The following is a 20,053-nucleotide window of genomic DNA, read 5'->3' as shown; positions in this document are numbered from 1 at the left end:
TAGTATGCATAGAGAGGTTTTAGAAATGACACAAACCAATTTTTGGCGTGAATTACCGCGTCCATTTTTTATACTCGCGCCGATGGAAGATGTGACGGATGTTGTATTCCGGCATGTCGTCAGTGAGGCGGGCAGACCGGATGTGTTCTTTACCGAGTTTGCGAATACAGAAAGTTACTGTCACCCGGAGGGCAGCAAGAGTGTGCGCGGACGATTGACCTTTACAGAAGATGAACAGCCGATTGTGGCACATATTTGGGGAGACAAGCCGGAGTTCTTTCGCGAGATGAGCATGGGGATGGCGAAAGAAGGGTTCAGCGGCATCGACATTAATATGGGATGTCCTGTAGCCAATGTGGCGGAGAACGGCAAAGGAAGCGGCTTGATCTGCCGTCCAGCTCTTGCGGCGGAGATCATTCAGGCAGCGAAAGCCGGGGGCCTGCCGGTCAGCGTCAAAACAAGACTTGGTTTCACCGAGATCGATGAATGGCGGGACTGGTTAACCCATATTTTGCAGCAGGACATTGTGAATCTATCCATTCACCTGCGCACGAGAGAAGAAATGAGCAAGGTGGATGCCCACTGGGAGCTGATTCCCGAGATCAAAAAACTGCGGGATGAGATCGCTCCGAATACGCTGCTTACCATCAACGGGGATATCCTTGACCGCGAGATGGGTCTGAAGCTGGCAGCGCAGTACGGTGTAGATGGCATTATGATTGGGCGAGGCATTTTCCAGAATCCGTTTGCCTTTGAGAAGGAGCCGCGGGAGCATACCACGGAGGAGTTCCTTCACCTGCTGCGGCTGCATCTGGATCTGCATGATCAATATGCGGAACAGGAACCTCGTTCGTTCAGTCCGCTGGCCCGCTTTTTCAAAATCTATGTTCGCGGATTCCGCGGTGCAAGTGAGCTGAGAGGTAACTTGATGAACGCTAAAACAACCGCTAAAGTACGCGAACTGCTTGATGAGTTCGCCAAGAACAGTTCAGTTGGGGCAGATGAGCAGGAGCGCTAAATGGGATATACGTTTAGATAGAGGACATAGCCGTTAAGGCTATGTTTTTCTTATAAAGATAAGGCTTGTTTACAATTAATTGAAAAAGGAGGTCGTTATATATGTCCTGGAGCAAATTAAAGCAGCAGCTGGAAAGTTTCCTTAGTCCCGCATTGGCAGGAACAGTGGCTTTTCGGGCGACCAGCTATCGCTATTCTCCTGATAAATCAGGGAGCTGTTACCTGACTGTAGATCAGAAAAATATCCTCAATATGGCGGATACGACGACACCCATCCGGTGGTATCAGACCGATCAGGAGATTAAGAATGACGCCAATATCATCATTCCCGTAAGTGTAGAAGAGATTGAAGCGATACGCAAAGAAGCCAAAGGGGCTGTCCCCGAGGAACGTCTTGAGATCATGGTGCGCGGCCGAAAAAGCACATCTCATGCCAAAGAGCTGTTAGCGGCTCAGACGGCGTTAAGCAAATCCAATTTCACTGCGACAGCAACTGCGTTTTTAGCGACTTCCATCGAGGACAATCTAGAGAGCAAGGACATCCTGCTCAACATTTTGGCGCTCATCGACAGACGAGTAGGCAAGAAACGCATTCTGAACATGTCCGAGTCGATTAAAATGAAGCATTCTGCCGTACAGTATTTCTATGAACTGCGCCGCAGAACGGTGTGAAATTTGAATTTTGCATGTTAACCATTGTGATGGAACTCCAACTAAAATTGGAGTTTTTTTATTAAGAGGTTGTAGTGCTCAAAAGCTCCAAAGTTGAGAAAGTAATGCAGATTGAATTGGAACAAAATACAGTTGTTATGCTGTACTATTTGTTGTTTTTATACGGCAGCGAAGTTAAAATGAAATAGGAACGTACGTTTTGTTTCGTTGGTGTTTTTACATATTCGGGGATTGCAGTGGTTGAGCTTATGAAGGGTGGACACGTTGATGATACGATTAACCAAACATCAAGCCAGACAGTTTATATTGTTGAAGCATGGGCTAATAGGTGGTTACCGATACATTGGTAAATCAGGAGTTATGGATTTCATAAGACAGGTTGGCTGCATTCAATATGATCCGATCGATATCTGTGGGAAGAACGCCGAGTTAGTACTGCAGTCACGCATCAGCGGCTTCAGCAAGAATATGCTGAGCGAGCTGCTGTATCAGGACCGATTGCTGATCGATTATCCCGACAAGAATCTCGCTATAATTCCGGCTCAGGACTGGCCTTATTTCGAACGTTACAGACAAGCCGCCAGGCAGCATGCGGAAAGCTATCCCCAAATGGAGACAATGACAAGACAAGTAAGAGCCCACATACAGGAGGTTGGTCCGGTCAGTTCAAATGAATTAAATGCACTGCAGCTAGAAGGAGATTTCACTTGGCGTTCAGCCATTCACTGGAGTAGTGGCAGCAATGCTGCACGCTCGGTGCTGGAACAGATGTATTCGACAGGTGAACTCGTGATCCATCATAAAAAAGGCACACGTAAATATTATGATATAGCTGAGAAACACATACGGGCTGATGTGCTGCATGCACCCGAGCCGCTGCTGACCGAATTGGATCATCACAAGTGGAGAGTATTGCGCCGAATCGGTGCTGTTGGTTTACTGTGGAACCGTGCATCCGATGCCTGGCTTAACATATGGGGACTAAAAACGGAGCAGCGCAGCAAAGCTTTTCATGAGCTGATGCTGGAGAAGTGTATCGCTGCTGTCGAGGTAGAACAGATGAAGGAGCCATTATATTGTCTGGCTGCAGACTTACCACTTATCGAGCACGTACTGCAAAATCCGGAGTTACAAAAGCGCTGCGAATTGATTGCCCCGCTCGATAACTTATTGTGGGATAGAAAGTTAATTCATGAATTGTTTGATTTCGAATACAAATGGGAAATATACACGCCTGCTCTCAAACGGAAATTCGGTTATTATGTGCTGCCTTTATTGTATGGAGATCGGTTTATCGGAAGAGCTGAGATTACCGTGGAACGTAAATTCGAAAGGCTGGTTGTTAAACATGTCTGGTACGAAAAAGACATCAAGCTAACCGAAGAACTTGTAACCGTAGTGAGGGAATGTTTCGAACGGTTTTCGATATTTAATCACTGTGAGACCATTTTGATAGAGAGTTAAGGACTGTTCTTAAAGGTAGGTTGAAAACAAACCTGAATGTCATATTTGATATAGCCTGAAGCTATAACCAGTCATATTATTTTGGTATCTCTTCTAACCCTGCTCAGCGTGATATGATAATCATATACAACGAGGGGGTTATTTACATGACAGACAAGTTTCAGATCGTGGGAAGTTTATTGCGGCCGGAAGAGCTGTTGACATATAAGACACAGATTGAACACCGAGATGATATCCAGTACCCATTCTATGAGAACTTTGAAGGATACCAGCAGTGTGAGACCAAGGCGATTGAACAAGTGATCCAAAAAGAAATCGAAAATGATCTGTCCGTCATCACGGACGGTGAGTTCTCCAAATCCATGTGGCATCTCGACTTTGTCTGGGGCTTTGGCGGAGTGGAGCGTTATATCGCGGATCATGGGTACTTTTTCCGGGATGTGGACGGCACTTCCAAATATGAAACACGCAAAGACATCGGGCTGCGCATTACGGGCACACTGAGCGGCAGGAATCATCATTTCATTCAACTGTTCAAACAGCTGCAGGATCAAGCGGGTGACCAGCAGACTAAACTCTGCATCCCGTCACCGTCCCATATTTTCGGTGAGCTGTCATGGTCGGACAACATCGGAGGTAAAGATGCGGTGTATCAGAATACACAGGAACTGAAGGCGGGTCTGGTGAATGCCTACAAGGAGTTTGTACAGGAGTTTGCCGCTGCAGGCGGGACAATTTTGCAGATGGACGACTGTTTGTGGGAGCTGTTTGCAGATGACAATCCGAACTCGCCGTTTACCGGGGAGCATATTAATCAAGAGGAAGTCCAGGGTCTCGCCACGGAGTTTATTGATATTAACAATACGGTCATTGACTTCGGTCACAGCCTGGGTCTGAAAATGTGGACACATAACTGCCGCGGCAACTATGATTCCCGCAACATGGGTGGCGGGTCGTATGCGAAGATTGCGAATCTGTTCCTGAAGCAGTTGAAGTATGACCGCTTCTTCCTGGAGTGGGATGATGACCGCGCAGGTTCCATCGAAGCGCTGGAAGTGTTCAAGGACAGACCGGATACGGAAATTGTACTGGGACTGCTGTCTTCCAAAACGAGCACACTCGACGATGAAGAACGCGTAGTGCGCCTGCTGGACGAAGCATCCAAAATCATCGACAAGGACAGATTGCTGCTGTCTCATCAGTGCGGATTTGCCTCTTGCGATGGGGGGAACGAACTGAGCGAAGCGCAGCAGTGGGCGAAGATTCATCAGGGTCAGCAGATTGCGAAGCAGTACTGGGGCAGCTGATTCCCATCCACGCGTAGACATAAACCTTAAACATCATTGCCATAGGTATTGAACAATGCCGCTCAAACGGGTAGACCCTAAATAAATACGTGAAGCCTTTGATACAGCGATCTTTTCCAAGCAGCATTTGGGAAAGGTCGCTTTTTTAATGTGAAAAAGGAAATCCAAAAATCGGAGGAATGCTGCTGCTCTCCAGGTTATTCTGTCATCGGAGTGGGCTGGGGGACATCATGAGTTCAACTGATGTAGATTCCCGCAGCGATACACATTCGTTAACTTGTGATCGTTATGTCGGCATTGTGATTCTTCTCACTTTCCTGACCTGACATCTGCTCTACACTTAGGCATGTAGATAGGGGGAAAGTGGATGATGATGCCGCAGCTCGAAGCCCAAAAGCAGCAGATAAGACCGCAGATGAAGCCGCGTGATTATAGCAGATATCCCTTCATTGTGATCTGGGAGGTGACGCGGGCATGTGCACTGAAATGTCTGCATTGTCGTGCCGAAGCCCAGTATCGAGCGGACCCGAGGCAGCTGACTACAGAACAGGGGAAACGGCTGATTGATGACATCGCTGCTTTGGAGGAGCAGCCGCTGTTTGTCTTTACCGGCGGAGATCCGTTAATGCGGCCTGATCTGTTTGAACTGGCGGACTATGCGATCCGGGAGAAGGGGCTGCCTGTGTCCATGACGCCCAGCGCTACCCCGAAGGTCACTCAAGCGGCAATTATGCAGGCCAAGAAAGTGGGTTTATCCCGCTGGGCGTTCAGCCTGGACGGGTCAACAGCCGAGATCCACGATCATTTTCGCGGAACGAGAGGTTCGTATGATCTGACGATGAGGGGAATCCGGTTTCTTCAGGAAGCAAACATTCCAATTCAGATTAACACAACGGTATCCAGATATAACCTTCAAGATCTGGATGCAATCAGCCGCAAGGTGAAGGAGATGGGCGTTGTGCTGTGGAGTCTTTTTTTCCTCATTCCGACAGGCAGAGCCCGGGAGAAGGATATGATCACGCCGGAAGAGCATGAACAGGTTATGAAATGGATGGTGCAGCTTGCTCATGAGATGCCTTACGGCGTGAAATCAACGGAGGCACCACACTACAGAAGAGTAATGATGCAGCAGCGGGCAGCGGCAGAGCAGCAAATAAAGCAGCGGTTAGCGCAGAGCTCGGAATTCAACTTGGGACGTCATTCGGAAGTAGAATTAAGGCCAGATACGGGGCGATTTTCAGAAGACAACGCAGATCAAAATGCAGGTTCAGCCCTCTCCAAACACAAAGATTTGCTGGGACGCGCACCGCAAGGGGTTAATGATGGGGACGGATTTGTGTTTATCAGTCATACGGGTGATGTCTATCCCAGCGGTTTCCTGCCTGTGGTGTGCGGTAATGTGAAAGATGAATCACTGATGGATGTATACAGAAACTCACCTGTGATGCAGACACTTAGAGATAAGTCGAAGCTGCAGGGTAAATGCGGCGTGTGCGAGTACAAAACGATGTGCGGAGGCTCCAGAGCAAGAGCGTATGCAGTTACAGGAGATTATATGGCTGGTGATCCGGCATGTGCCTACATTCCGGCAGCGCTGCGATAAAGTTTATATGGCGGGAAGTGTAACATGGAGAATCAACACAGGAAACAAGTCGTCATCGCTGGCGGCGGTATTACCGGATTAAGCGCAGCCTATTATGTGGAGCAGTTTTGCAGGGCAAACGATGTAACAGCAGATATTGTCATAGTGGAAAAAAAAGATCGATTCGGCGGGCATGTGCACACCGGTAAAAGGGATGGATTTGTGATCGAACGGGGACCCGATTCTTTTCTCGCACGCAAAACGTCTATCATTGAGCTTATGCATGAGCTTGACATGGGGGAAGAAATCGTCGGTACGCGGCCGGGAGTATCTCACAGTTACATCGCCTATCGGAACAAGCTGCATCCAATCCCGGATGGTTTCATGCTCGGAGTACCCACGAAATGGAAACCGTTTATAACTACCCGACTGTTATCACTGCGGGGTAAAGTGCGCGCTGCGGCTGATCTTGTTTTGCCGCGACGGTCAAGCCCACAGGATGAATCACTGGGTCAGCTGCTGCGCAGACGACTCGGCGATGAAGTATTGGAACAGATTGCCGAGCCGCTTCTGGCAGGCATCTATGCGGGTAATGCAGATGGACTGAGTGTGCAGGCAACCTTTCCGATGCTGCAGGAAACGGAGCAGAAACATCGCAGCCTGATTGTAGGCATGCTTGGGGTGAGAAAAAGTCGAGTACCGAAGCAAGCAGCCAAGCCTGCAGCCGGCGCAGCTGTGAAATCTGTATCACAACCAGCGGGCACGGCTTCGAGAAGCATGTTTTTAAGTGCAAGCGGTGGACTGGAGAGCGTGGTCACCCAACTTGAGCAGGCACTGGCTTCAACGTCCACAGTGCGGCTGATCAGGAAGACGGAAGTCATTCAAGTGACCAAAACGGATACAACCCCAAACACTCATAGAGGCCGATATAAGATCCATTTAAGCAGCGGCTCTTCACTTGCAGCGGATGCAGTTGTGATCGCCGCACCTGCCTATGCAGCAGCGGATATGTTGTCACATGAGCATGATTCGATTGCAGAATACCTGCGTTCGATTCCTTATGCTTCTGTAATAAACGTTGTACTCGCTTATCGTGAACAGGATGTGGGTGTTTCCCTTCAAGCGTCCGGCTTTGTCGTACCGCGCAAGGAGGAACGTAAAATCACTGCCTGCACTTGGACGTCGAGCAAGTGGGCACATACAGCCCCCGAAGGTCATGTTCTTATGCGGGCATATGTAGGTAAATATGGTCGTGATTCAATGAGCCAGCAGCTTGCCGATGACGATATTATTGCTGAAGTCCGTCGTGAATTACAGGAAACGATGGGCATTTCGGCACAGCCCATCTTCACAGAGATTAATCGTTTACCGCATTCCATGCCCCAGTATCAAGTCGGACATCTGGAACGAATCGGAGAAGTTGAGAAGCTGCTGGAAGATGTTATGCCGGGAGTATACGTTGGTGGCGGAGGTTACCGGGGAATCGGTGTTCCGGACTGCATTTCACAAGGCAGGGTTATGGCGGAGAAAGTGATTGCCGCGTTGCTGGACAGATAAACATATAGAAGCGGCAGCCTGTCCCGAAACATCGGATAGAGCTGCCGCTTCTTTGTTGTCAGGGCACTAAGTTTCCTTACGCCGAGATGATCTGCTCAAGGATTATATTCTCATAATCAATGGATTTTGATCAGGCTATTTCGCATGAGCCTGCTGCGCCAGCCATTCTTTTTTCAATATCGCATATTGATACGTGTTCTCGTATTTCGGCGTGCCGTCCTCATTTTTGACGAAAGAAATAAATTCCAGAAATAGTCCTTCCCGGCGCATGCCTAATTTCTCACACAGCTTCTGAGACCGGAAGTTATCGTCTTCTACATAAGCGTATATTCGCCGAATTCCCTGTTCCATAAAGAGGTGTTCCATGAAAGCACGAGCACTCTCACTGGCATATCCTTTTCCCTCGAACCTTCCGTTAAAATTCCAGCCGATACTATACGTATCTGAATCTGATTTTGAGTCTGGATTCGAATTGGAATCCGAATCGGAATCCGAATCTGGATCATGGCCTTCTGTCATACCGAACAGCTCTCCAATGATTTCGCTGCTGTCTTTCAGGCAGACGGCGATATGGGAGTCATCCTTGCTTCGTTTCTCTACCTCTGCGGCTGCTTCCTCAAGTGTCGACATCTGATGATCCATAAAGCAGTTCACTCGTGGATTCGCAGTATACTCGAGCAATCCGGCAGCGTCCGATGCGGTAAAATTACGTAAAATCAATCGATTAGTTTCGATCGTTTGCATATATGATTCCTCCAATTAGATTCGCGTGATATTCATTATCCTTTTTTGGGCGCCAAGTCTCTCGGCTTAACTATAGCCGGTGCGGCTTTGGCTTTGATCGGCGTGCTGACTTCCTTTGTCCCGATTGTCTCATGAATTTCAATAATCTCATCTATCTTATTCGTTTTATCTGCTTTGGAAAATAGATTCATTAATTTGTCCTTATAGATATATCCGAATATAAATCCAACTACAGCGATAACCGAAATGACGATGGCGATCGTGTACTGCTGCATATGCAAATTGGAACCTACCGCGGCTGATGCGATAATCCAGGGCAGACGACCAACCAACAGGATGGTGAAGAAGCGTAACGAACTGATCGATGTTAGCGCAGCGACAAATACAAGCATGTCTTTGGGCAGACCAGGGATAAGGAAAAAGATAAACAGAAAAGCGGTAAATTTCCGCTCATCATGCATGAACGACATCCATTTCACATTTTGCTTCTGCAGCAGGCGCGATATAAAATCACGACCGATAAAACGGGTGAAATAGAAGGCAATCGCTGATCCTATGATCAGACCGACCGTTGTATAAAAGGAACCGATTATAGAACCGTAGATATACCCCCCGGCAATCTGTACGACCTCTCCGGGAATAGGTGCAACGACAATCTGTAGAATTTGAAATAAAATAAACATGATCGGGCCCCAGTGTCCCGTTGAATGAATATAGGCTCTGAAATTGTCCATTGACGACATGATTTTAATAATAGCTGGTGCGTAATAGATCAGTAGACCCGTGGACAAGACAGCGATCAGACCAAGCAGTACTTTCATCACGATACGTTTTGAAGTTTGCGGCATAGCTGAAGACTCCTTTGTGTAATGACTTTGACTATTAATATTATAAATCGAAATCATGAAGAGATACCTACTGAAGTTCTGAAGAATTCTTAAGACGATCCTGGTCCGCTGGCTCTGGTGAAACGCGCAGACTATACTGAAATGAACGGAGGGATTTGGTATGAATAACAACAAGCAGATTTTGATCGCAGATGATAATAGTGAAATTCGTGAAATCGTGAAGATTTTGCTCGAAAGTGAGAATTACGAGGTCATTGAAGCTGTAGACGGCCAAGATGCGATTGATAAAGTAACGGAGGAGACCGATCTTATCATTCTGGATATGATGATGCCTAACAAGTCGGGACTCAAGGCGTGTCTGGAGATTCGCGAAAAAACAAGTGCACCGATCCTGTTCCTTACTGCCAAAACACAGGATTCGGATAAACAATTAGCATTCTCGTCCGGGAGCGATGATTTTCTGTCCAAACCCTTCTCGTATACCGAGCTTGTAGCAAGAGTCAAAGCACTGCTTCGCAGATATTATGTGTATCGGGGTAAGGAGAAGGTCGAAGAGTCCGAGCATATTGTGGTGAAGGATCTGACGATTCATCAGGATTCCAAATCTGTCTTTATCGGCGATAAGGAAATCTCGCTGACGGACATTGAATATCAAATTTTGATGCTGCTGGCATCGAAACGCAGAAAGGTGTTTTCAGCCGAAAATATCTATGAGAGCGTGTGGCAGCAGCCTTATTTTTATACATGCAATAACACGGTGATGGTTCACATTCGTAATCTGAGAAACAAGCTGGAGGATGACCCGCAGCAGCCTAAATATGTGAAGACGGTTTGGGGGAAGGGGTACAAAATTGAATAAACTGCTCATCGGAAAGAAACTGAAGCTCAAGCTGGTGCTTGCGATTATTCTCTCCCTGATCGCTGCCGTTGGTATATTCATCGTGTTACAGGTGGTTGGCGAGACAGCGCTCGACAGTTATTTAAACAAGTCGACTTTTATAGAAAACAGGCAGCGGGATGCGCTCGAACGATTTCAAACGATGGTAAGCAGCGAGCATTTGTCCGCTCAGGATCAAGATAGGCTGACGGAATGGATTCGTGGGGAACGGTATTTGGAGCTGTTTATGTTTGAACAGGATAAGTTGATTTATGCTTCCAACACCGAGGTGAATTCTGCCATTAATGAAGAGCTGTTAGCTCAGTTATTACCGTCCAGAACACCAATAACGGCGGTCCAGTTTGCGGATAAGACGGTACAGATTTATTTGGTTGGTTTCTACGAATATCAATACTATAACCTGCTGCTGGTCTTGACTGTGTTCGCTGCTTTGATTGCGTTTATTATTATTTTCCTGCTGATCGTTAATCGGAAAGTATCGTATATTGGCAAGCTGGAACGCGAGATTAAAATACTGGAAGGTGGCAATCTGGATTATCGAATCACGGTATCCGGCAAAGATGAGTTGTCATCGCTGGCATGGAGTATTGATGAGATGCGGAAATCTTTTGTGGAGCGACTTGGCAGTGAGGAAAGGGTGAGAACTGCGAATCGGGAGTTGATTACGGCAATATCTCATGATTTGCGCACACCGCTCACGATTCTGCTTGGATACATGGACATTATTGAACTGGGCAAATACAAGACACAAGAGGATTTGCACCAGTATATTCACAATAGTCGGGAGAAGGCTTATCAGATCAAAATTTTATCGGACAAGCTGTTCGAGTACTTCACCGTATCCTCTGCGTCAGAGGAGGAGGAAGTAGAATTTGAGATCTATGATGGGCGGGAGTTGATCGATCAACTCTTGGATGAGCAGCTCGCCGTAATGGAAGAGTTCGATGTTCACATCCAACCCAAACATGCGGAGCAGCCTTTTTTGCTGGAGATGAATCTCGTAGCTATTCGCCGGGTGTTTGATAATATTTTCTCCAATATAAAGAAATATGCGGATCGTTCTCATCCAGTTGATATCGAGTTATGCATCAGACAGCAAATCTTAATCATGACAGCTCGGAACCAGATTAGACCTGTCGATAAAACGAAGGATAGCAGCGAGATTGGACTGGTCAGCTGTCAGAAAATAATAGACCAGCATAACGGAACATTGAAGGTATCTCGGCAAGCGGACACCTTTACCTTACAGATCGAACTGCCCGTTATTTTCAATAAAGAAGATCGGAAGTCGTATTGGGACCAGGGAAACGAGGAATTTAGGCAGAAATAATACATTCCCGCATGTTCGATGAAACTTCCAGGTGTTAGGAAGGGTTATATAAGAGAGAAGCAGCAGAGGTAAGAAGTGTAAATAAGAACGAAAATAAAGTGGAAGTACAAGTAAGAACCACAATGTGAGGGGAGAGACTTCATGAAGAACAATCATACTCCGCTGAGTAAACAACTGGTTTTACAGCAATTGGACTCGCTTGGTTATTCGAACCGAATGAAAGAGATTGCCCGGCTGGGACGGAATCATCCGGCTCCTGAAAATTATGCTGCGCTGCTGATCGAGCTGCTGGATGGCGGAACTGCTTACGAGGCACATCTGGCGTTGACTGGCGCTGGTGCGGTACAGAATGCGCAGGTCGTTATACATGCACTGAAGCATCCCAAAGCCGGCGTTAGAGGCCGGGCAGCCGGGATGCTGGCGGATGTGGTCACCGATCCGGGTTATGCCATTGAATCCGAGATCGTGTCCATGTCGTATCACTGCCGTCATCTGCTGCTGCGAAGCATTGTGAAATATAACAGACAGAACTGGGCAGAACGATTGTTGCCGATTGTGTTGCAACGCTGGGGTGCAAAAGAAGCGGTTCTACTGCTGTACATATGCGGTGAAGAAACGGTCCGTGCGCAGCTTCCGAAGCTGGGATATGCCATTCGTAACTGGCGAATCATCACGACCCGTTACCCGGATCTGGTCTCCGCGTATCTGAAGGATGCCCTGAACAAGACTGCGGACAGTGGAAAGTCCAGTGTATGGTACATGATGAGTACAGCGGTAGAGAAGCTGGGTGTGTTCAGGCCATCCGCTCTATTGGACTTTGCGCTGCAGTATGGCCCGGAAGAGCTGATTCACCCTGTTATTAAAGATCAATTGGGCATTCTGATCCAGACGAGTCCTGAGCGTGTATTCGAACTTCTGACACGGGAGAAGACAAGGGCATATCTGCTGAACCATGGAATTCCGGCGGGCGTGTTGAAAAAAAGAAGATACTTCACCTCAGCCCAGTGGACCGCACTGGTAACGATGCTTGCAGAGGCACCTTATCAAGTGGCTAAGGTACTTGATACCCTTGCGCCATCCATCCGTGAAGCGCTGTTTGATGCGGCATACCCGGAACAGGAACGTAAGACGCGCATGTTCCCCACGGCTCTGCTCGATGTGCTGCCGCATCAGCTGCGCGACAAGGAAGCGGCCCGGATGCTAATGCTGCGTGAAATTCGGGAAGACCGGGGCAGAACACTGGAAATGACAGCACGTCGTCTAATTGCCGAAGCAAGAAAAACGCTGGAGCAGTCGGTTCAGGTATCCAATGCGGATGAGCGCGCTTTGGCATATTCCCGTCTTATTCAGAGCACGGCTCTATCCCGGCGCGGGATGGAGGAGACATTACACTTCCTGACAAGGGTGAAGAACGATCAGGACCCGGTACGCTTTACGGTCATGTCCGAATTGTCGAACTGTCCTGTTCCGATGTTCCAGGAAGAGCACATAGATCATCTGACTATACTGTTGGACAGTGTCATTGACGCCAGAGACACTTCGTACGGAACGAGAACGGCAGCGGAGAAGCTTGCTTTTGCTATCCTGCGAGAGCATGCACAGGACCCGGAATGTCGGCTGTTCCAATTTGCACTGCAAACGCTTAAGAGAATGGCTATGCGTGACGGACAATTTATGCTGTTTGCCAGGGATTGGGACAGCCTGCCTCAGACCGCATTAGAGACGCTGTTTGATGAGATCTATGCCTTGGGTATTGAAGCAAATAAACGGGAGAGTGACTATGTCGTCCTGCGGATGGCAGATGCATTTGGCAAAGCGATTGATCGTTTGCCTAAACTCCATGAACTGCTGGAGGAATTGGTGCAAGGTAAGAAGTCGGCTGCTCAAGCGGTCCGGTACTGGTTAGCACCATACAAGACAAGGGATGCACGTGTGAGGAAACTTCTGGACCTTGATCCGACCTTTATTTCGTTCTATGAAGTGTTTAAACATCTGCACCTGAAACGTCAGGAGTGGCTGGACCCGTTTATCTCCGGCAAAGTGATTAAAGGTAGGCATTTATCGGGTAAAACGATCTATCTCGTGCCAGCCTATGACGGATTTTACCGCTGGCTTCCGCGTCAGCAGCAGGCGCTGGCTTTGCTGCTTGAGCGTGCTGCGCAGGACGGCAAACGAAGTTTTCATGAACGTGCAAATGCGATGCGAAGTTTGGCGGGCATGCCGGATTACCGCTCGAATCCGCTGCTGGAAAAGATGCTGCAGGAGCCGGAAATACATATTGTTGAGGCAGCGCTGCATGCTTTTTCATTAGCGGAGGAACCGGAAGAGGCGCTTCCGGTGCTCTTAGATCATCTGGATGGGGACCGTGCACGAGTCGCGATGTATTCCATTCCGAAGTGTGCACGCAGGGTAAGCCCTGCGCTGCTCACTTCACTGCTCTCGAAACTTCTGGATCGTGAGAAGCTGAAGATCACGGTAAGGAAGGAAGCGGTTCGACTGCTGGGAGCGTATAAGAGCAGTGAGAGCATGACACTACTCGTCCGGGAGTACGAGAAGCCGAACAGGCATAAGGACGTCATTATTGCCATCGGTCACGCTGCCAGACAGTGTCTGGATGATGAGCGAAGCTGGGCGATGATGAGTGTCATGGCATCCTCTTCTGACAGGGACATCGCCCGAAGCCTGCTGAATCAATATCCAGATGAACTTCCGGTGGAAGCGCGTTTGCGATACTTACAATGGATTACTGAAATAGCGAGTCATTATGATCCGATGGTATCGATGGAAGCTTTCCATGCTATGGCTCGGTGGGGACATGTGAGTGCAGAGACTATAGCGGATTGTGCCGTAAAAGCACTGATTGATCTGCAGCATGGTACACACTGGAAAGCAGCGCTGCATGCTCTTGTCACGGTTTGTGTGGACGGGAAAGTCAATGATCAGGTCGTGCATGTGATCCGCCATTTGGCAGATGCACAGGTTCAGAGCGAATGGAATGCAGGCAGTGAGAGAGATTTGCCGCATCGCCAGCGTTTGCTGGAGTTGATTGATCGACTTGTTTCGTTAACTCCGTCTGTAAGAAGCAGGCTTGTACCATTATATGCATTGATAATTGAGGCCCTTCAGCCATTTGAAACCTTGAAACTGGCGTTAACTCGACTGCATTTGGCTGCGGTTGACTGGGGCCAGCCGGAACAGGCGGTAGATCGACTGCAAAGAGTCATAGATATCGTAAATGCCCATGGGCATGTCCTGGAATCGGTGGATCGCCAGGTACAGCAAACTGTGATGGTCAGCAAAGGAGACTGGAAACCGGAACAGCTTCTTCGCATTGTAGATTTGCTGCAGGTACGGCCGGATATGCCTTCCTCCTATATGGAGCTGACCCTGCTGAAAATTGCGGGAGAGGTTTTATTATGGAATGAGGATTGCCGTAATCGTCTAAGAAATTACAGGCAGCATAAGCATGAAGCGGTTCGGCTGCGGGCGCTGGACAGCTGGACGACTCTTGAATAACATAACAGGAAAGCGGTACAGACATTATTCTGTACCGCTTTTTGGGATGAAGACATTTTATGAAAAAACGTTCGGTGATGGTTTAGTTCCCCGCATTGATAGAATCAAACATCTGCTCTTCATACTTCAGCACACTTTCACTTCCCGGCTTGGCCGCTCCAGTGTATACATTTTTGGTATTGTGGTAGAAAGCTTCAGCAAAATCTCTGAGCAGGCTGTTATCATGATGCTCCAGAGCCATGGCTTGAAACATGCTGCTTAACATATATTGGTCATTTGAATAATCGTCGAGATATTTCAGATTAAGAAACTCATTGAGAATATGTACTTTGAATTCCTCAAGTTCTTCAGCAGTCGGGGTATATCCCTCAGCCAGCTTTTCTACAGCGGCAGCTTTTTCCTTAGGGGATTGCTGGTTGTTTGCAATTTCATTAATCTGCTCTTCCCAGGCAGAAGCAGAAGTTTCCAAGACAGCAGCAGGAGATGACGTGTTACTCTCCCCTCCAGTGTAGAACATCAAAGTCGTAAACGTGTACATCAGGAATGATATCATAAACATAATCTCTTTCATTTTTTCCCTCCAATGGATATGTATATAGGATAGTTTATCAGAGGTTTGAATAATCTGCCATGTGATTCATGTTGAATCGAACATGTAAAACAAATCATTTTTAGAGGGCAAAGAATGAATTTACTTTAAAGCGGAGAAGTGTTAGTATTTGGTGGAAAATGGTAGGGGAAACACATGAATATTTCTACTAAACGATCTGCACTTAAGGAGGCATCCCGTATTGAACATCCTATTAGTCGTAGATATTGTGCTCAGCGGCCGAGGTGGAATGGAGACAGCCCTGTCATTAATTTATCATGAGCTTAAGCCTAAGCATGATATAACGGTGATTCTGAGAGGGGAATCCGAAGATCAAGCCTGGGAAAAGGGAATGAACACGATCGCTTTGTCTAGGAAAATTAGCGATTTCATTCCAAAGCATATTCTGTTCAATATGTATTCTGCTGCCTTGGCGAACGTCATTAAAGAACTTCCGAGAGCAGATATCATCGTCTCCACAGGGGCCATTGGCGTTAAGGCTTCATCGCTGGCGGTCGCACGATTAAATATGCAGGTGCCTGTCGTTAGCTGGCTTCATTTCAACTTGGACTTTTACTATCAATTCTTCGAAGATTTACGGGCGGCGGACGGCCATCTGGCAATCAGTCAAGGTAACCTGAGAGACCTGCACTGTGTTTTTCCTGAGAAACAGAACAAGCTGGTCTATAATCCTGTGAAGTTTGATGATATTCCGTATGTGAGCAGATCGGCTCACCCTGTATTTTTGGTTGTGGGAAGGCTGGCCAAAGTAAAAAATGTGGATCATATCTTAAAGGCCCTGTCTCCTTTACAGCAGAAATATTTTGAATTACACATCATCGGTGATGGTGAACAATATGAACCTTTACAAGAACTGTCCTGTCAATTGGGGCTGCAGCATCATATTGTATGGCATGGCTGGCAGCAAAATCCATGGGATGCTGTGCACAGCGCTGCTTCATTAATTCTGGCTTCCGATACAGAACCGTTCGGGCTCGTTCTGATTGAAGCTCTTTCAAGGGGCATTCCGGTGATCTCCAGCAGCTGCAATTACGGACCAAGAGAGATTGTGAATGACAGCAATGGTTGGCTGTATGAACCCGGGAATCTGGGGCAATTGACGTCTATTTTGAACGGCGTTATGCAGGGGGATCTGACGCTTCCTGCACCTGAGACCTGCAGAGAATCGGTTAAAGGTTATGCGGTTCAACGCATTGCAGTACGTTTTGAACAGGCGCTTCAGGACATTGCAGTGTCTCGATCTGTACAGCAGGATTGAATCGTTCACAGAATATTCAAAAAAACAGTTGACACAGCAAATAAATGGAAGTATTCTAGAAAAAAATTCAATTTAGTGCAATAAAATGCATTATAACTAGTGGAAAGTACATCTGCAATCTCTTCGACGAATTAGACCGAAACCATCCTGAATTTTCAACTTTGGATTTAACCACACTTCATATTCACTTCACTTCATAGAACAGCCTTTTTAGACCCTCCTTTCTTTTTTAACCAGACTTGAATGTATAACTTGGGTGCTGGGACAAGCCTCCACCTCATTCCTTCAAAGATTCGATTCTCAGCTTTTTGTTTTCGATATCTGCTGCCTCTTTCAGTGAATTATGATTATTCATAATGCAAGCGCTTACTATACGTTGTTATATGAGAGGAGGTGAGAAAACATGACGAATTATAAAAAACCAACCTTCCGCAAATTGGAATCTGCAGCGATTGCTGTTGCAGCAGGCTGCGGCTGTGGCTGCGCATTTTCAGTGGGCGCCGGTTATGGATCTTGCTAATCATTTATTGTTCATGAACACACAAAGAGGCCTGTTTATCGGCCTCTTATCTTGATTACGGGAGGCTTGTTCATGCAAATAGAGGAACGATTGCATATTCCGGATGTCGCGGTGTACTACGAGGACGGTCAGTATGTCGTACATAACGTTCAACTCAACTGTTGGGTTGTGTACTCACCAAGCGAGTATGAAATTGCATCGGAATTGATATATGACGGAAAATCGGCAGCTGAATTGATTGATTCAGGCTTAAACCCGCAGCAGGTGAAGCAGGTTGCACGAAAAATGCTGATGTATCGTGTAGCCTACCAAGGAGAAAGACCCGCTGAGTACCACATGCTGGATGTCATGCAGAAGCAGGGAATGGGTAAGGTCCCGCCTGCTGCGGTATATTTTGTAACGACCTACAAATGTAATCTGAGCTGTATTTATTGTTACGCGGACAGCAGCCCGGAGCGCTCGATGAATGGGGATATGAACACAGAAGAAGCCAAAGACATGATCAGACAGATCAAGGAACTTGGCAGTAGTACCATCGTGTTTACGGGTGGTGAAGCATTTATCCGTAAGGATATCATGGAGCTCATGGCCTATAGTAAAGAAATTGGATTAAAAGTTAACGTAATCAGCAATGGTACGTTGATTAACAGCCGTGAAAAGGTTAATGAAATTGCCAAGCTGGTGGATTTGTTTACGATCAGCTTTGACTCACTCGATAAAGAAGAGCATGAAGCCAACCGTGGTAAAAATACGTGGGAACGGGCACGTAAATCGATAGATCTTCTTCTGGAAGCCGGAATTAAATTGAAAATCAACCAAACGGTGACCAAGCATAATCGGGATTCGGTTGAGCCGATGCTGCAGTTTGCCACGGAGCGCGCGGTACGTTTGAATATTGTACCGCTAGCGACGCTTGGCCGCGGGGATGACCGCATGCAGGGACTGAGCTTTGGCGAACGCCGCCGCATTGCGGATCGGATGCTGGATATCGAGATGGGAGATGCCCATGAAGACTGCCAGGCTCTGAACGTGAGGCAGTATGAGCGCAGACGGCATTGCGGCCATGGTACGAGTGAGTTTTCAATTGATGCGAAGGGCAACGTTTTCCCCTGCAAGCTGATGCATTCTCCGATGTTTCACGCTGGATCAATTCGAGAGAAGTCACTTCGGGAAATATGGGAGACGTCGGAGGTATTTGAACGCTCGCGGAACAGGACGGTGCACACGCTGCCAGAGTGCATGAAATGTACGTTCAGGGAATCCTGCGGTGGGGGGTGCCGTGCATTCCATTGGGGAGCTACAGGTGACATTGACGGAACCACCCCCCATGATTGTTCGGGGATCCGGCGTGGTATTCGTAGAAAAATGGTTGCTTATTTCAAAATGGCAGGAGGTAAACCGAATGAGCCAGTGGTTTCAAATAGCCGATGATGTATTTTTTGATGAAAATGTAGAGGGGATATTCATTCTTTCGGATGCTGGTGAGGTATTCGTATTAGAGGATGATGTAAGTAAAGCAGTGTGGAATATGCTCGCAGATTCTGCACAATCTCTTGATGAGATGTCTCAGCAGATCAAGCTGAAATTCAATATTGGGGATGGAGACCATGTTGAGGACGACATTCGGGATTTTGTAACGGCACTATCCAAAATAGGAGTTCTGAACGAATGCAAAGTACCCGCAGACAGGATTTCCTGATTCGTGCATTGCAGCAAGGCAAGTCCATCCCCATCGTGATTGAGGGCCACTGCATGCATCCTCTTCTTGTTCAGGGGCAGCGCATTGCTGTGAATCCTTTACTGGATGAAATCAAAGTGGGCGATGTTGTGCTGGTTCGTGACCAGATGAATGGTTTTCTCGCTCATCGCATCATCAGCCTTGGACATGACTTCGTCGTAACTGCAGGTGATCGCAATCACATGTCTGATCCTCCTGTACGGCGGAATGATATTTTGGGACGATTGGATATAACGGACGATCCGATGCTCAATCAAAACCCGGAGCAAAAGCCTGTTCAGCATTCATCGACCCTAACTGATTCCCGTGGTTCATCATCTGAAATAAAGATTGTTGTCCATCCTGATGCCATGGGTAGTTCATATGGTGAAGTGTTGTCTCGTGCCTTTGGAGTAGATGTCGTCATCGCGAAAAATCCGCTCACCCAGCTAAAGCATATGCGGGAGAAGGGATGGACATCCGTTGTCATTCATGAAGGTGCAAGACAACATCTATCTCAGCTGCCGCATGCTGCTGGCAGGGTGGTGATCTTTGCCGGTTACGAGGTGGCGAGGGACACGGATGAATCTGCCGGTATTATTGGCATGAGTGATGTGGACATCGTAGCTCGAACAGCAGTCGAATATTGGAATAACCTGCATGCAGAATTAAGCATTGCAGCGATTATAGGTTTTCATATGAGGGGGACAACCGTATGTCATGGGTAATAACCGCCACATGCGAAGGAGAACTTTTGGCTAAATGTATCGTGGCTTGCCCTGAAGAAGCCATTCAGACTTCTCCAGATGCGAAGCAATATTATATTAATCCATCGGTATGTACCGATTGCGGCCTGTGTGATCTGGCTTGCCCTGTGGCAGCTATTTTTCCGGAAAGCGCCGTGCCGAAGCAATGGAGAAGCAGCATTGAAGAGAATCGTTTGTTCTTTCTCACGTAGTCACGCCATCATCACCTGCATATGTCAGCGCAAGGCGGAAGAGACTTGCGTTGAC

17 protein-coding genes are annotated in these 20,053 nt (G+C 47.4%); 14 read left to right on the top strand and 3 right to left on the bottom strand.

What is annotated here, in order from left to right; genetic code table 11:
- Positions 1 to 25 precede the first annotated feature (25 nt).
- The 6 genes from ABXS70_RS22115 to hemG all read left to right on the top strand — a co-directional run bounded on the left by ABXS70_RS22115 (position 26) and on the right by hemG (position 7,599).
- Complete coding sequence (locus ABXS70_RS22115) at positions 26 to 1,018, top strand: tRNA-dihydrouridine synthase (RefSeq protein WP_342554245.1); 993 nt, start codon at positions 26 to 28, stop codon at positions 1,016 to 1,018.
- Positions 1,019 to 1,119: 101 nt separating this feature from the next.
- Positions 1,120 to 1,689 (top strand): hypothetical protein, encoded by a 570-nt coding sequence (locus tag ABXS70_RS22110; RefSeq protein ID WP_342554246.1) that lies wholly within the window; start codon positions 1,120 to 1,122, stop codon positions 1,687 to 1,689.
- Between the two features lie 267 nt (positions 1,690 to 1,956).
- Positions 1,957 to 3,153: a crosslink repair DNA glycosylase YcaQ family protein gene (locus ABXS70_RS22105; protein WP_342554247.1), complete on the top strand. Its 1,197-nt coding sequence runs from the start codon at positions 1,957 to 1,959 to the stop codon at positions 3,151 to 3,153.
- A gap of 146 nt (positions 3,154 to 3,299) precedes the next feature.
- Positions 3,300 to 4,460, top strand: coding sequence for a cobalamin-independent methionine synthase II family protein (locus tag ABXS70_RS22100; RefSeq protein WP_342554248.1), 1,161 nt, complete (start codon positions 3,300 to 3,302; stop codon positions 4,458 to 4,460).
- A gap of 415 nt (positions 4,461 to 4,875) precedes the next feature.
- Positions 4,876 to 6,063 (top strand): TIGR04053 family radical SAM/SPASM domain-containing protein, encoded by a 1,188-nt coding sequence (locus ABXS70_RS22095; RefSeq protein WP_342556226.1) that lies wholly within the window; start codon positions 4,876 to 4,878, stop codon positions 6,061 to 6,063.
- A 24-nt stretch (positions 6,064 to 6,087) separates the two neighbouring features.
- A complete protein-coding gene (hemG, locus tag ABXS70_RS22090) occupies positions 6,088 to 7,599 on the top strand; it encodes a protoporphyrinogen oxidase (RefSeq protein ID WP_342554249.1) in 1,512 nt (503 codons plus the stop codon).
- Positions 7,600 to 7,734: 135 nt separating this feature from the next.
- On the opposite strand, the gene ABXS70_RS22085 is transcribed toward hemG, so the two are convergent.
- Together ABXS70_RS22085 and ABXS70_RS22080 are read right to left on the bottom strand one after the other, a co-directional pair.
- Positions 7,735 to 8,343, bottom strand: a complete 609-nt coding sequence (locus ABXS70_RS22085) for a GNAT family N-acetyltransferase (protein WP_342554250.1) — start codon at positions 8,341 to 8,343, stop codon at positions 7,735 to 7,737.
- 35 nt (positions 8,344 to 8,378) lie between these two features.
- The gene (locus ABXS70_RS22080) at positions 8,379 to 9,191 is read right to left on the bottom strand and encodes a TVP38/TMEM64 family protein (RefSeq protein ID WP_342554251.1); all 813 of its coding nucleotides are present in this window, start codon (positions 9,189 to 9,191) and stop codon (positions 8,379 to 8,381) included.
- Positions 9,192 to 9,351: 160 nt separating this feature from the next.
- Here ABXS70_RS22080 and ABXS70_RS22075 point away from each other — a divergent pair, with 160 nt between their 5' ends.
- The 3 genes from ABXS70_RS22075 to ABXS70_RS22065 all read left to right on the top strand — a co-directional run bounded on the left by ABXS70_RS22075 (position 9,352) and on the right by ABXS70_RS22065 (position 14,935).
- Positions 9,352 to 10,050, top strand: a complete 699-nt coding sequence (locus tag ABXS70_RS22075) for a response regulator transcription factor (RefSeq protein ID WP_342554252.1) — start codon at positions 9,352 to 9,354, stop codon at positions 10,048 to 10,050.
- Positions 10,043 to 11,419, top strand: a complete 1,377-nt coding sequence (locus tag ABXS70_RS22070; RefSeq protein ID WP_366290896.1) for a HAMP domain-containing sensor histidine kinase — start codon at positions 10,043 to 10,045, stop codon at positions 11,417 to 11,419. The genes ABXS70_RS22075 and ABXS70_RS22070 overlap by 8 nt, the downstream gene beginning before the upstream one ends.
- A gap of 141 nt (positions 11,420 to 11,560) precedes the next feature.
- A complete protein-coding gene (locus ABXS70_RS22065) occupies positions 11,561 to 14,935 on the top strand; it encodes a HEAT repeat domain-containing protein (protein WP_366290893.1) in 3,375 nt (1,124 codons plus the stop codon).
- 82 nt (positions 14,936 to 15,017) lie between these two features.
- Here the strand turns inward: ABXS70_RS22065 and ABXS70_RS22060 are convergent, their stop codons facing one another.
- Positions 15,018 to 15,506 carry a hypothetical protein gene (locus ABXS70_RS22060; RefSeq protein WP_366290890.1) on the bottom strand — a complete coding sequence of 163 codons (489 nt, stop codon included), beginning with the start codon at positions 15,504 to 15,506 and terminating at the stop codon, positions 15,018 to 15,020.
- A gap of 220 nt (positions 15,507 to 15,726) precedes the next feature.
- Between ABXS70_RS22060 and ABXS70_RS22055 the strand changes: the two genes are divergently transcribed.
- From ABXS70_RS22055 to ABXS70_RS22035, 5 genes are all read left to right on the top strand, one after another.
- Positions 15,727 to 16,803, top strand: coding sequence for a glycosyltransferase (locus ABXS70_RS22055; protein ID WP_342554257.1), 1,077 nt, complete (start codon positions 15,727 to 15,729; stop codon positions 16,801 to 16,803).
- A 592-nt stretch (positions 16,804 to 17,395) separates the two neighbouring features.
- On the top strand, positions 17,396 to 18,754 hold the full coding sequence (locus ABXS70_RS22050; protein ID WP_342554258.1) for a radical SAM protein: 1,359 nt from the start codon (positions 17,396 to 17,398) through the stop codon (positions 18,752 to 18,754).
- On the top strand, positions 18,726 to 19,022 hold the full coding sequence (locus ABXS70_RS22045; RefSeq protein ID WP_342554259.1) for a PqqD family peptide modification chaperone: 297 nt from the start codon (positions 18,726 to 18,728) through the stop codon (positions 19,020 to 19,022). Before ABXS70_RS22050 ends, ABXS70_RS22045 begins: the two co-directional genes overlap by 29 nt.
- Positions 18,992 to 19,768: a S24/S26 family peptidase gene (locus tag ABXS70_RS22040; protein WP_342554260.1), complete on the top strand. Its 777-nt coding sequence runs from the start codon at positions 18,992 to 18,994 to the stop codon at positions 19,766 to 19,768. The genes ABXS70_RS22045 and ABXS70_RS22040 overlap by 31 nt, the downstream gene beginning before the upstream one ends.
- A complete protein-coding gene (locus ABXS70_RS22035; RefSeq protein WP_123064903.1) occupies positions 19,756 to 19,998 on the top strand; it encodes a 4Fe-4S binding protein in 243 nt (80 codons plus the stop codon). The genes ABXS70_RS22040 and ABXS70_RS22035 overlap by 13 nt, the downstream gene beginning before the upstream one ends.
- The last annotated feature ends 55 nt before the right edge of the window (positions 19,999 to 20,053 follow it).

It is taken from the genome of Paenibacillus sp. AN1007, assembly GCF_040702995.1.
GTDB lineage: Bacteria > Bacillota > Bacilli > Paenibacillales > Paenibacillaceae > Paenibacillus.
Note: the sequence above shows the minus strand (reverse complement) of the source record. Positions and strands in the feature narration are given on the sequence as shown.